Source organism: Kribbella sp. NPDC002412, from assembly GCF_053592935.1.
The window spans coordinates 82,193-94,418 of the sequence record NZ_JBSFBL010000014.1; the positions used below are offsets into that span (position 1 = coordinate 82,193).

Here is a 12,226-nt window from a genome sequence, read left to right on the forward strand (position 1 = left end):
CCGGGAACAAGGATGTACATGTCCGAGTTGGTGATCTGTGAGAAGCCTGAAACGTGCTGGCGAGTAGGCTCCTGGCGGGGGACCGACAGGAGTGCCCGCAGCCATGAGAGGAGCGCCGCCGGCGTGACGGAGAAGACCAGCCCCAAGCTTGAATGGACCGAGCTCGACCAGCGCGCGGTCGACACCGTGCGGGTGCTTGCGATGGACGCGGTCGAGAAGGTCGGCAACGGCCACCCCGGTACGGCGATGAGCCTGGCGCCCGCGGCGTACCTGCTGTTCCAGAAGGTGATGCGGCACAACCCGGCGAACCCGGAGTGGGCCGGGCGGGACCGGTTCGTGCTGTCGGCCGGTCACTCCAGCCTCACGCTGTACATCCAGCTGTACCTGGCCGGCTTCGGCCTGGAGCTGGACGACCTGAAGGCGCTGCGCACCTGGGGCAGCCTGACTCCGGGCCACCCGGAGCACGGCCACACCAAGGGTGTCGAGACCACCACCGGCCCGCTCGGCCAGGGTGTCGGCAACGCGGTCGGGATGGCGATGGCGGCCCGCCGTGAGCGCGGCCTGTTCGACCCCGAGACCGCCAAGGGCGACAGCCTGTTCGACCACCAGATCTACGTGATCGCCTCCGACGGCGACCTCGAGGAAGGCGTCTCGTCCGAGGCCTCCTCGCTGGCCGGGCACCAGAAGCTCGGCAACCTGACGGTGATCTACGACGCCAACAAGATCTCCATCGAGGACGACACCGACATCGCGTTCTCCGAGGACGTGGCGCTGCGCTACGAGGCGTACGGCTGGCACGTCCAGACCGTCGACTGGACCAACGGCGGGACCGGCTACGAGGAGGACGTCCAGGCCCTGTACGACGCCCTGGAGGCGGCCGCGGCGGTCACCGACAAGCCGAGCTTCATCCGGCTGCACACGATCATCGGCTGGCCGGCCCCGAACAAGCAGAACACCGGCAAGATCCACGGCTCGGCGCTCGGCGCCGACGAGGTCGCCGCGACCAAGCAGGTGCTCGGCTGGGACCCGGAGAAGTCCTTCGACGTGGCCGACGACGTGATCGCGCACACCCGCAAGGCGCTGGAGCGCGGCCAGGCCCTCGAGGACGAGTGGAACACCAAGTTCGAGGCCTGGAAGGCCGCGGCGCCGGAGCGGGCCGAGCTGTTCGCCCGGCTGGGCAAGCGGGACCTGCCGGCCGGCTGGCAGGACGCGCTGCCGAGCTGGGACGCGGACGCCAAGGGTGTCGCCACCCGGGCCGCCTCCGGTGAGGTGCTGACCAAGCTGGCGCCCGAGCTGCCCGAGCTGTGGGGCGGTTCGGCCGACCTCGCCGGCTCGAACAACACCACCCCGAAGGGCCAGCCGTCGTTCGTGCCGGCCGAGTTCTCCACCAAGGAGTTCCAGGGCGACGAGTACGGCCGGGTGCTGCACTTCGGCATCCGCGAGCACGGCATGGGCTCGGTCCTGAACGGCATCGCGCTGCACGGCGGCACCCGCCCGTACGGCGGCACGTTCCTGGTCTTCAGCGACTACATGCGCCCGGCGGTCCGGCTGGCCGCGCTGATGAAGCTGCCGGTCACCTACGTGTGGACGCACGACTCGATCGGCCTCGGGGAGGACGGCCCGACGCACCAGCCGATCGAGCACCTGGCGGCGCTGCGGGCCATCCCGGGCCTGGACGTCGTACGCCCGGCGGACGCGAACGAGACGGCGGCCGCGTGGGCCGCGATCCTGCAGCACAAGGACCGCCCGGCCGGCCTGGCGCTGACCCGGCAGAACGTCCCGGTCTTCCCGCGCGGCGCCGACGGCTTCGCCGGCACCGAGAACGTGCACAAGGGCGGTTACACGCTGCTCGACACCGACGGGACGCCGGACGTGGTGCTGATCGGCACCGGCTCCGAGGTCCAGCTGGCCGTCGAGGCCCGGAACACGCTGGCCGAGCAGGGCATCAAGGCCCGGGTCGTGTCGATGGTGTCGCGCGAGTGGTTCGACGAGCAGGACGACGCCTACCGCGACGCCGTCATCCCGCCGCAGGTCCGGGCCCGGGTCTCGGTCGAGGCCGGGATCGCGCTCGGCTGGCGCGAGGTCGTCGGTGACGCCGGGCGCAGCGTGAGCCTGGAGCACTTCGGCGCCTCCGCCGACTACAAGGTCCTGTACGACGAGTTCGGCATCACCGCCGCCGCCGTCGTCCAGGCCGCCAAGGACAGCATCGCCGCCGCCGCGGAACTCGGCGGCTCCGGGGTACCGGCAGGGCGTCGCCCGGCCGGCGGAATCGGCCCCGGCGACGACCCGGCGGTGAGCGCCGACCCGAACGCCGACGCCACCAACGAGCGCAACTGACACACCACAACAGAACATCCGGAGGCTTCGGACATGAACGATCGCTTGAAAGCACTCGCCGACGCGGGTGTCTCCATCTGGCTCGACGACCTCTCCCGGCAGCGGCTGACCAGCGGCAGCCTGGCGGCCCTGATCCAGGACGCCCACGTGAGCGGCGTGACCACGAACCCGACGATCTTCGCCAAGGCGATCGCGGACGCGGACGCGTACGCCGAGCAGGTGTCCCGGCTGGCCGCCGAGGGGGTCTCCACCGACGAGGCGATCCGGGTGATCACCACCGACGACGTCCGGGACGCCGCTGACCTGTTCAAGCCGGTGTACGACGACACCGACACCGTCGACGGCCGGGTCTCGATCGAGGTCGAGCCCGGCCTGGCCCGGGAGACCGAGAAGACGATCGCCCAGGCCAAGGAGCTGTGGGAGACCGTCGGCCGGGACAACGTGTTCGTGAAGATCCCGGCCACCAAGGAGGGCCTGCCGGCGATCACCGAGACGCTGGCCGCCGGGATCAGCGTGAACGTGACCCTGATCTTCTCCCTGGAGCGCTACAAGGCGGTCGCGGACGCGTTCCTGAGCGGCCTGGAGAAGGCGGTCGAGAACGGCCACGACGTGACCAAGCTGGCCAGCGTCGCGTCCTTCTTCGTCAGCCGGGTGGACACCGAGGTGGACAAGCGGCTGGATGCCATCGGCACCGACGAGGCGAAGGCGCTCAAGGGCAAGGCCGCGATCGCCAACGCCCGGCTCGCGTTCGAGGCGTACGAGGAGATCTTCGCGTCCGACCGCTGGCGCGAGCTCGAGACCGCCGGCGCCAAGCCGCAGCGCCCGCTGTGGGCGTCCACCGGCGTGAAGGACCCGGCGTACCCGCCGACCCTGTACGTCGACAACCTGGTCACCCGGGGTGTGGTCAACACCATGCCGGAGGCAACCATCAAGGCGGTCGCCGAGCACAGCGAGGTGACCGGTGACACGGTCCGCGGCGACTACGCCGCCGACCGCAAGGTGATCGACGACCTGGAGCAGCTGGGCATCTCGTACGACGAGGTCGTCCAGGTGCTCGAGGACGAGGGGGTCGCGAAGTTCGACGCGTCGTGGTCCGAACTCCAGGACACCGTCACCGCCGCCCTGAAGGGTGCGGCCAAGTGACCGAGAACCTCACTGTCAACGCGTACGGCGAAGGCTGGCGCGAGGTCGTCGACCGGCTCGTCGACGAGAAGATCGCGTCCCGGATCGCGGCCAAGGACGCCACCACCTGGGGTCCGGAGGCCGAGTCGGAGTCGGCGATCCGGCTGAACTGGGTCGACCTGTACGAGTCGTCGCGCCCGCTGCTGGCCGAGATCGAGGCCCTGCAGGCCGACCTCCGGGCCGAGGGCCTGGACCGGATCGTGCTGTCCGGGATGGGCGGCTCGTCGCTGGCCCCCGAGGTGATCACCCGGACCGCCGGCGTGGAGCTCGTCGTCCTGGACTCGACCGACCCGAGCGTGGTCGGCCGGGCTCTGGCCGGCGACCTGCAGAAGACGGTCGTCGTGGTGTCGAGCAAGTCGGGTGGCACGGTCGAGACCGACAGCCACCGGCGGGCGTTCGTCAAGGCGTTCGCCGACGCGGGCATCGATCCGGCCGGCCGGATCGTGGTGGTGACCGATCCGGGTTCGCCGTTCGAGAAGCTGGCGGCGGACGAGGGCTACCGCAAGACGTTCCTCGCCGACCCGAACGTCGGCGGCCGCTACAGCGCGCTGACCGCCTTCGGGCTGGTCCCGTCGGCGCTGGCCGGCGCGGACGTGGCCGAGCTGCTCGACCAGGCCGCGGAGGTGGCCCCGGCGCTGCGGGCCGACGACGCGTCGAACCCGGCGCTCGTCCTCGGTGCGGTGCTCGCCGCGAGCCCGGGCCGGGACAAGGCGATCATCGCCTCCGGCGGCTCGTCGATCGTCGGGTTCCCGGACTGGGCCGAGCAGCTCATCGCCGAGAGCACCGGCAAGAACGGCACCGGCGTACTGCCCGTCGCCGTCGAGAGCCTCGACGCACCGGAGCTCCACAGCGGTGCGGGCGATCTCGTGCACGCCGTGCTCGCGGCCGACAGCAGCGCGGCCAGCGTCGCCTCCGGCACACCGACGGTCGTGACCACCGGTTCGCTCGGTGGGCAGTTCCTGCTGTGGGAGGTCGCGACCGCGGTCGCCGGCTACCTGCTGGGGATCAACCCGTTCGACCAGCCGGACGTCGAGAGCGCGAAGGCGGCTGCTCGTGGCCTGCTGGACGCACAGCCCGAGCCGGAGCCGGCGGCGTTCACCGACGGCTCTGTCGAGGTGCGTGGGTCCGAGGGGCTGCTGGACGGTGTGGACTCGCTCAAGGGCGCGATCAACGCACTGCTCAGCCAGCTCGACGACAAGGGCTACCTGGCCGTGATGGCGTACCTGGACTCCGAGCGCGACGCCGGCTTGGCCTCGATCCGCGCGGAGCTGGCGACGCAGACCGGTCGGCCGGTGACCTTCGGCTGGGGTCCGCGGTTCCTGCACTCGACCGGCCAGTACCACAAGGGCGGCCACCCGGAGGGCGTGTTCCTGCAGATCACCGCGACGCCGCCGAACGACGTGGAGATCCCGGACCGGCCGTTCACCTTCGGCGGACTGATCGCGGCCCAGGCCGCGGGTGACGCCAAGGTGCTCGCCGAGCGCGGCCGGCCGGTGCTGCGGCTCCACCTGACCGGCCCGACGAGCGGCGTACAGCAGCTCAAGTCCCTGTTCGACAACTGACGTTCGACAACTGATCTCGGAGGAAAGCGGCTGATGACCGCTGAGCTCGACGAAGAGCTGACCGGACCGGTCAACCCGCTGCGGGACCCGCAGGACCGGCGGCTGCCGCGGATCGCCGGGCCCTGCAGCCTGGTGATCTTCGGTGTCACCGGCGACCTGGCCCGCAAGAAGCTGATGCCGGCCGTCTACGACCTGGCGAACCGGGGGCTGCTGCCCCCGGGCTTCGCCCTGGTCGGGTTCGCCCGGCGCGACTACACCAACCAGGACTTCGCCCAGATCGTGCACGACTCGGTCAAGGAGCACGCCCGGACGCCGTTCCGGGAAGAGGTCTGGCAGCAGCTGGCCGAGGGCTTCCGGTTCGTGCCGGGTGACCTGACCGACGACGAGGCGTTCAAGCGGCTGCGGGAGACCGTGGACGAGCTGGACCTCACCCGCGGCACCGGTGGCAACCACGCCTTCTACCTGTCCATCCCGCCCGGCCTGTTCCCGCAGGTCGTGCAGCAGCTGTCCGAGCACGGGCTGACCGACGAGGTCCCCGGATCGTGGCGGCGGGTGGTGATCGAGAAGCCGTTCGGCCACGACCTGAAGAGCGCACGAGAGCTGAACCACGTGGTCGAGTCGGTCTTCCCGCCCGAGGCGGTGTTCCGGATCGATCACTACCTGGGCAAGGAGACCGTGCAGAACATGTTGGCGCTGCGGTTCGCCAACGCCATGTTCGAGCCGGTCTGGAACAGCCACTACGTCGACCACGTGCAGATCACGATGGCCGAGGACATCGGCATCGGCGGCCGGGCCGGGTACTACGACGGCATCGGCGCGGCTCGGGACGTGATCCAGAACCACCTGCTCCAACTGCTCGCGCTGGTCGCGATGGAGGAGCCGGTCAGCTTCGACGCCTGGTCGCTGCGCCAGGAGAAGAAGAAGGTGCTCGCCGCGGTGAAGCTGCCGGAGCGCCTCGACCTGCACACGGCCCGCGGCCAGTACGCCCCCGGCTGGGCCGGCGGTGTGAAGGTCAAGGGCTACCTGCAGGAGGACGCCATCCCGCCGGACTCCGCGACCGAGACCTTCGCCGCGCTGCGGGTGGACGTCGACACCCGGCGCTGGGCCGGCGTCCCGTTCTACCTGCGCACCGGCAAGCGGCTCGGCCGCCGGGTCACCGAGGTCGCGGTGATGTTCAAGCGCGCGCCGCACCTGCCGTTCACCAAGACCGAGACCGAAGAGCTCGGCCAGAACGCGCTGGTGCTGCGGATCCAGCCGGACGAGGGCATCACGATGCGCTTCGGCGCCAAGGTGCCGGGCACCTCGATGGAGATCCGCGACGTGAACATGGACTTCGCGTACGGCGGCTCCTTCACCGAATCCTCCCCCGAGGCGTACGAGCGGCTGATCCTCGACGTACTGCTCGGCGACCCGCCGCTGTTCCCGCAGCACACCGAGGTCGAGCTGGGCTGGAAGATCCTCGACCCGGTGATCGACTACTGGGCCGGGCACGGCAAGCCGGAGCAGTACGAGTCCGGCAGTTGGGGCCCGGACTCCGCGCACGAGATGCTCGCCCGCGACGGACGCGCCTGGAGGCGGCCATGATCATCGACCTGACCGGCACGACGTCGAGCGAGATCGCCTCGGCGCTGCTGAAGGCCCGCCGGAACGCGGGCTCACCGGCCATGGGCATGGTCGGCACGATCGTGGTCGTCGTCGACGAGGCGTCCCACCACGACGCGATGAAGGCCGCGAACGAAGCGGGCCGCGAGCACCCGTCCCGGGTGCTGGTGGCGATCCTGCGGCCCGGCCGCGGTGCGTCGGGCCTGGACGCCGAGGTACGTGTCGGGGAAGGCATTCCGGGCGAGGCAGTGCTGCTGCGGCTGCACGGCGAGCTGGCCAAGGTGCCCGAGTCCGTCATCACTCCCCTGCTGCTGCCCGACTCCCCCGTCATCGTGTGGTGGCCGGGCGGCGGGCCGAAGGTTCCGGCCGAGGACCCGTTGGGGCGGCTCGGCCGGCGCCGGGTGAGCGACGCGGCCGCGACCCGGCGGGCATCGGTCGACTTCTCGGCCCGGGCCGAAGGGTACGAACCCGGCGACACCGACTTCGCCTGGACGCGGCTGACGCCGTGGCGCGCGCTGCTCGCGGCGGCTCTCGACCAGTACCCGACGAAGGTGACCGGGGCCGAGATCACCTCGGCCAAGGGCAACCCGAGCGCGGACCTGCTCGCCGCCTGGCTGCAGCACCGGCTGGGCGTCACGGTCGAGCAGAAGGTCTCGCGCGGGCCGGGCATCACAGCGGCCCGGCTGTTCACGCCGACCGGTCCGATCTCGCTGACCCGGCCGGACGGCGCGGTCGCGACGTTCAGCGTGCCCGGCGCTCCAGACCGGCCGGTGGCTCTGAAGCGCCGTACGACGTCCGAGCTGTTGAGCGAGGAGTTGCGGCGGCTCGACCCGGACGACGTGTACGCGCAGGCGCTGGCGTGCATGGTCGAGCGGGAGAAGATGCCGGCCGACGCGAAGAAGGTGAGCGCGGAGGATCGCCGTTCGGCCCAGACCGCGGCGTCGAAGGCGGCCACGCGTACGGCGGCCGCGGACGCGCCGACGCCAGCGGCTACGAAGGAGAAGGCCGTCCGGAAGACGGCCGCCGCGAAGAAGACCACGGCCGCCCGGAAGTCGACCGCTGCGCGGAAGTCTGCGGCTGTGAAGAAGTCCGCGGCGCGGAAGACATCCACGTCGACGAAGGCCGCGGCCAAGAAGACGGCGGCGAAGAAGAGCACGGGCAAGCGGGTGGCGGGGCGGTCATGAGCTCCCCGTCGATCCTGGTCAACCGCGACGCCGAGGGCCTGGCCCACGCCGTCGCGGCCCGGCTCATCACCCGGCTCGTCGACGTGCAGAGCAGCGGCCGGGTCGCCCAGGTCGTGCTGACCGGCGGCCGGGTCGCCTCGGTCGTCTACCGGGCCGTCGCCGAGTCGCCGGCCCGCAGCGCGATCGACTGGCGCCGGGTGGAGTTCTGGTGGGGTGACGAGCGGTTCCTGCCGGACGGCGACCCCGACCGCAACGAGACCCAGGCCCGCGAGGCCCTGCTCGACCACGTGGACGTGGACCCGGCCCGGGTTCATGTCATGCCTGCCGACACCGGTCAGGGCGCTGAGGCGGCCGCGGCCGCCTACGCAGCCGAGCTGGCCAAGGCGGTGGGCGCCGGCGATCGGGACGGCGTACCGACCTTCGACGTACTCCTGCTGGGGGTCGGCCCGGACGGCCACGTCGCGTCGCTCTTCCCGGAGCACGCCGGGCTGTACTCCGAGGACACCGCGGCCATCGCCGTCCACGGCTCCCCCAAGCCCCCGCCGACCCGCATCTCCCTGACCTTCCCGGCCCTGAACCGGGCGCACGAGGTCTGGTTCGTGGTTTCCGGCGACGACAAGGCGAAAGCCGTCCGCCTGGCCCTGGCCGGCACCGGCCGGCTGCAGATCCCCGCCGCCGGCGTCCAAGGCCTGAACCGCACCCTCTGGCTCCTCGACGAGGCGTCCGCGGGCGAGATCCCGAGCAGCATCCGCGCCCCGCGCACCTGACTTCGGCGGGGGCCGAAGCGTGCGGCTGCGAGGATGGCGGTATGACTTTTCGCGAGCTGCACAACGGGTTCTTCGTGATGCCGAACGCCTGGGACGCCGGGAGTGCGGTGGTGCTGGCCGATGCCGGGTTCCCGGCGATCGCGACCACGAGTGCCGGGATCGCGTTCTCGCTCGGCAAGGGTGACCACACGCTGCCGGACGGTGCGCCGGCGGTGTCGCGGGAGGACATGTTCGCGCGGGTCCGGGAGATCACCGCGGCGAGCGCCGTACCGGTGAACGGCGACCTCGAGGACGGGTACGGCGCGGCGCCGGAGAAGGTCGCGGAGACGATCCGGCTGGCGCGCGAGGCGGGCCTGGCCGGCGGGAACATCGAGGACTACGACGGGCACGAGCTGTACGACGTCGAGCTGTCCGTGGACCGGATCATCGCCGCTCGCGAGGCGGCCGGCCCCGACTTCGTCCTGACCGCGCGCACGGACGGCCAGCTGCTGCGTACGCCGACCTCGCTGCAGGACTCGATCGACCGCGCCAACCGCTTCCACGAGGCCGGCGCCGACTGCCTCTACGTCCCCGGCGTCAACGACCTCGACTCGATCCGCACGCTCGTCAAAGAGCTGTCCGGCCCCCTCAACGTGGTCCTGGGCCTAGGCGCCTCCACCCTCACCGTCCCAGCCCTCCGATCCGCCGGCGTCACCCGAGTCAGCCTCGGCGGCAGCATCGCCCGAGCCGCACTGGGCCTGGTCCGCCAAGCCGCCCAAGAACTCCTCACCACCGGCACAACCACCTTCGCCACCCACCAAATCCCCCAGGCCGAACTCAACCAGCTGTTCGCCAAGCGGTCCTGAAACACCGGCAGCCCGGACCACGATCGGTCCGGGCTGCCGGTGCAAAGCTCAGAAGATGACTTCGCCGCGGGCGCGGCGGGCTCGGAGTTTTTCCAGGGCCTCTTCGAGGATTTCCTGGGCCTCCTGCTCGCTGCGTCGTTCCTTCACGTAAGCCAGGTGGGTCTTGTAAGGCTCGATCTTCGGGGGCGGGGGCGGGTTGTTCACATCGGTGCTGGTCGGCAGACCGCACCGTGGACAGTCCCACGCCTCCGGGATGGACGCCTCGACCGCGAACACGGTCGCGGTCTCGTGCCCGTTCGCGCAGAAGAACACGATGCGCTGCCGGGGCGCGGTGTCGCCGCGCTCCGCCTCGCCCATCGGGCCTGCGCCGACCCGGCTGCCACGAATCGCACTGCCACCACCAGCCACGGGAACCTACTCCCCTCAGCCGAGCTTGTAGAGCAGGCCGAGGGCGACGATGGCAGCGAACCAGATCAGACCGACACCGATCGTGATCCGGTCCAGGTTGCGCTCGGCGACCGACGAGCCGCCCAGGCTGGACGACACCCCGCCACCGAACAGGTCCGACAGACCGCCACCGCGGCCTTTGTGCAGCAGCACGAGCATCGTGAGGATGAGGCTGCAGACGATCACGACGATCGAAAAAGCGAGAATCACGAGGAGTAGCCTAACTGAAGGTCCAGGTAACGGCAGATTCCGGCGAACTCGTCCACCTGAAGGCTCGCACCTCCGACCAGGCAGCCGTCCACGTCCGGTTGGGCCATGATGCCACCTGCGCTGGCCATCTTCACCGACCCCCCGTAAAGAATCCGTACCGAGTCGGCGACCGACGGTGAGATCGTCTCCTCGATCCGGCCCCGGATGGCCGCGATGACCTCCTGCGCGTCCTCCGGCGTGGCCACCTCGCCGGTGCCGATCGCCCAGACCGGCTCGTAGGCCAGGACGAGCTTGCGGACGTCGTCCTGCTTCAGCCCGGCCAGCGCGCCGTCCACCTGGGCCAGCGTGTGCTCGACGTGCTCGCCGGCCTTGCGGACGTCGAGCCCCTCGCCGACGCAGACGATCGGGGTCAGCCCGGCCTCGAGCGCCTTGGTCGTCTTTGCGTTGACCAGCGCGTCGTCCTCGCCGTGGTACTGGCGCCGCTCGGAGTGCCCGGTCAGCACGTAGGTGCAGCCGAGCTTGGCCAGCATCGCCGCCGAGATCTCGCCGGTGTAGGCGCCCGCGTCGTACTTCGACACGTCCTGGGCGCCGTACCTGATCTTCATCCGGTCGCCGTCGATCAGCGTCTGGACGCTGCGCAGGTCGGTGAACGGCGGCAGCACCGCCACCTCGACCCGCTCGAAGTCGTGCTTCTTGTCCTGCAGCGTCCAGGACAGCTTCTGCACCAGGTGCACAGCCTCGACGTGGTTGATGTTCATCTTCCAGTTGCCCGCCATCAACGGCGTACGGGCAGCTGCGCTGTCAGCCATGGGGTGTCAGTCCTCTTCCAGTACGGCGAGACCCGGGAGCTCCTTGCCCTCCAGGTATTCCAGCGACGCCCCACCACCGGTGGAGATGTGCCCGAACGCGTCGTCGGCGAAGCCCAGCTGGCGCACCGCCGCGGCCGAGTCACCGCCGCCGACCACACTGAGGCCGTCCACCTCGGTCAACGCCTGCGCGACGGCCTTGGTTCCGCCGGCGAAGGCGGCCATCTCGAAGACGCCCATCGGGCCGTTCCAGAACACCGTCTTGGCGGCCGCGACCTCGGCGGCGAACGCCTTGCCGGACTCGGGGCCGATGTCCAGGCCGAGCTGGTCGGCCGGGATCGCGTCCGCGGCCACGACCGTCGCCGGGGCGTCGGCCTTGAACTCGGGCGCGACCACGATGTCGGTCGGCAGCACGATCTCGACGCCCTTGGCCTTCGCGGTCTCCAGGTAGCCCTTGACCGTGTCCAGCTGGTCTTCCTCGAGCAGGCTCTTGCCGACCTCGTGCCCCTGCGCCTTCAGGAAGGTGAAGACCATCCCGCCGCCGATCAGCAGCTTGTCGGCCTTGGCCAGCAGGTTGTCGATCACCGCGAGCTTGTCCGACACCTTCGCGCCGCCGAGCACGACGACGTACGGACGGGCCGGCTCCTCGGTCAGCTTCTTCAGTACGTCGACCTCGGCGAGCACCAGGCCGCCGGCGGCGTGCGGCAGCTTGCGCGCCACGTCGTACACGCTGGCCTGCTTGCGGTGCACCACGCCGAAGCCGTCGCTGACGAACACATCGGCCAGCGCGGCGAGCTCGTCGGCCAGCTGGTCGCGCTCGGCATCGTCCTTGCTTTCCTCCCGCGCGTCGAACCGCACGTTCTCGAGCAGCAGGACCTCACCCTCGTCCAGCTCCTGTACGGCGGACTGCGCGCTGTCGCCGGTGACGTCGCCGGCGAAGTGCACCTTGATGCCCTCGGGCTGCAGCAGCTCGCCGAGCCGCTTGGCCACCGGGGCCAGCGTGAACTCCGGGTTCGGCTTGCCCTTGGGGCGGCCCAGGTGCGCGGTGACGATCACCTTGGCGCCGGCCTTGGCCAGCTTCACCAGGGTCGGCAGGCTGGCCCGGATCCGGCCGTCGTCGCCGATCGTCTCGTCCTTGATCGGCACGTTCAGGTCGGAGCGCACCAGCACGCGCAGGCCGGCCACGTCCCCGAGGTCTTCGATGGTCTTCACAGTTCAGCAATCCTTGCGGCTCAGGGATCAGCCTGCGTCCGGGGTGGCCCGGACGCAGGCTGTCGACAGTGA

General features: G+C 70.7%; 11 protein-coding genes. 7 read left to right on the plus strand and 4 right to left on the minus strand.

What is annotated here, in order from left to right; translation table 11 throughout:
- Positions 1 to 201: 201 nt before the first annotated feature.
- The 7 genes from tkt to ACWCOV_RS14275 are packed head-to-tail and all read left to right on the plus strand — an operon-like array spanning position 202 to position 9,479.
- Positions 202 to 2,337, plus strand: coding sequence for a transketolase (gene tkt, locus ACWCOV_RS14245; protein ID WP_449829715.1), 2,136 nt, complete (start codon positions 202 to 204; stop codon positions 2,335 to 2,337).
- Between the two features lie 33 nt (positions 2,338 to 2,370).
- A complete protein-coding gene (gene tal, locus ACWCOV_RS14250; protein ID WP_449829660.1) occupies positions 2,371 to 3,480 on the plus strand; it encodes a transaldolase in 1,110 nt (369 codons plus the stop codon).
- Positions 3,477 to 5,081, plus strand: coding sequence for a glucose-6-phosphate isomerase (locus ACWCOV_RS14255; protein ID WP_449829661.1), 1,605 nt, complete (start codon positions 3,477 to 3,479; stop codon positions 5,079 to 5,081). Before tal ends, ACWCOV_RS14255 begins: the two co-directional genes overlap by 4 nt.
- Positions 5,082 to 5,114: 33 nt before the next feature.
- Positions 5,115 to 6,665: a glucose-6-phosphate dehydrogenase gene (gene zwf, locus ACWCOV_RS14260; protein WP_449829662.1), complete on the plus strand. Its 1,551-nt coding sequence runs from the start codon at positions 5,115 to 5,117 to the stop codon at positions 6,663 to 6,665.
- On the plus strand, positions 6,662 to 7,867 hold the full coding sequence (locus ACWCOV_RS14265) for a glucose-6-phosphate dehydrogenase assembly protein OpcA (protein ID WP_449829663.1): 1,206 nt from the start codon (positions 6,662 to 6,664) through the stop codon (positions 7,865 to 7,867). Before zwf ends, ACWCOV_RS14265 begins: the two co-directional genes overlap by 4 nt.
- On the plus strand, positions 7,864 to 8,634 hold the full coding sequence (gene pgl, locus ACWCOV_RS14270; protein ID WP_449829664.1) for a 6-phosphogluconolactonase: 771 nt from the start codon (positions 7,864 to 7,866) through the stop codon (positions 8,632 to 8,634). The genes ACWCOV_RS14265 and pgl overlap by 4 nt, the downstream gene beginning before the upstream one ends.
- A gap of 41 nt (positions 8,635 to 8,675) precedes the next feature.
- A complete protein-coding gene (locus ACWCOV_RS14275; RefSeq protein WP_449829665.1) occupies positions 8,676 to 9,479 on the plus strand; it encodes an isocitrate lyase/PEP mutase family protein in 804 nt (267 codons plus the stop codon).
- A gap of 48 nt (positions 9,480 to 9,527) precedes the next feature.
- On the opposite strand, the gene ACWCOV_RS14280 is transcribed toward ACWCOV_RS14275, so the two are convergent.
- From ACWCOV_RS14280 to ACWCOV_RS14295, 4 genes are read right to left on the minus strand one after another with little or no spacing between them, the layout of a single operon-like run.
- Positions 9,528 to 9,887 (minus strand): RNA polymerase-binding protein RbpA, encoded by a 360-nt coding sequence (locus ACWCOV_RS14280; RefSeq protein ID WP_360521422.1) that lies wholly within the window; start codon positions 9,885 to 9,887, stop codon positions 9,528 to 9,530.
- 15 nt (positions 9,888 to 9,902) lie between these two features.
- Complete coding sequence (gene secG, locus ACWCOV_RS14285; protein WP_449829666.1) at positions 9,903 to 10,136, minus strand: preprotein translocase subunit SecG; 234 nt, start codon at positions 10,134 to 10,136, stop codon at positions 9,903 to 9,905.
- A complete protein-coding gene (tpiA, locus tag ACWCOV_RS14290; RefSeq protein WP_449829667.1) occupies positions 10,133 to 10,945 on the minus strand; it encodes a triose-phosphate isomerase in 813 nt (270 codons plus the stop codon). The genes secG and tpiA overlap by 4 nt, the downstream gene beginning before the upstream one ends.
- Positions 10,946 to 10,951: 6 nt before the next feature.
- Positions 10,952 to 12,154, minus strand: coding sequence for a phosphoglycerate kinase (locus tag ACWCOV_RS14295; RefSeq protein ID WP_449829668.1), 1,203 nt, complete (start codon positions 12,152 to 12,154; stop codon positions 10,952 to 10,954).
- Positions 12,155 to 12,226: the final 72 nt, after the last annotated feature.

Bases quoted from the DNA above. Each gene is read 5' to 3' on its own strand.
- tpiA (WP_449829667.1), bottom strand. From the start codon at position 10,945: ATGGCTGACAGCGCAGCTGCCCGTACGCCGTTGATGGCGGGCAACTGG.
- zwf (WP_449829662.1), top strand. From the start codon at position 5,115: ATGACCGCTGAGCTCGACGAAGAGCTGACCGGACCGGTCAACCCGCTG.
- tkt (WP_449829715.1), top strand. From the start codon at position 202: ATGGACGCGGTCGAGAAGGTCGGCAACGGCCACCCCGGTACGGCGATG.
- pgl (WP_449829664.1), top strand. From the start codon at position 7,864: ATGAGCTCCCCGTCGATCCTGGTCAACCGCGACGCCGAGGGCCTGGCC.
- ACWCOV_RS14275 (WP_449829665.1), top strand. From the start codon at position 8,676: ATGACTTTTCGCGAGCTGCACAACGGGTTCTTCGTGATGCCGAACGCC.
- tal (WP_449829660.1), top strand. From the start codon at position 2,371: ATGAACGATCGCTTGAAAGCACTCGCCGACGCGGGTGTCTCCATCTGG.
- ACWCOV_RS14265 (WP_449829663.1), top strand. From the start codon at position 6,662: ATGATCATCGACCTGACCGGCACGACGTCGAGCGAGATCGCCTCGGCG.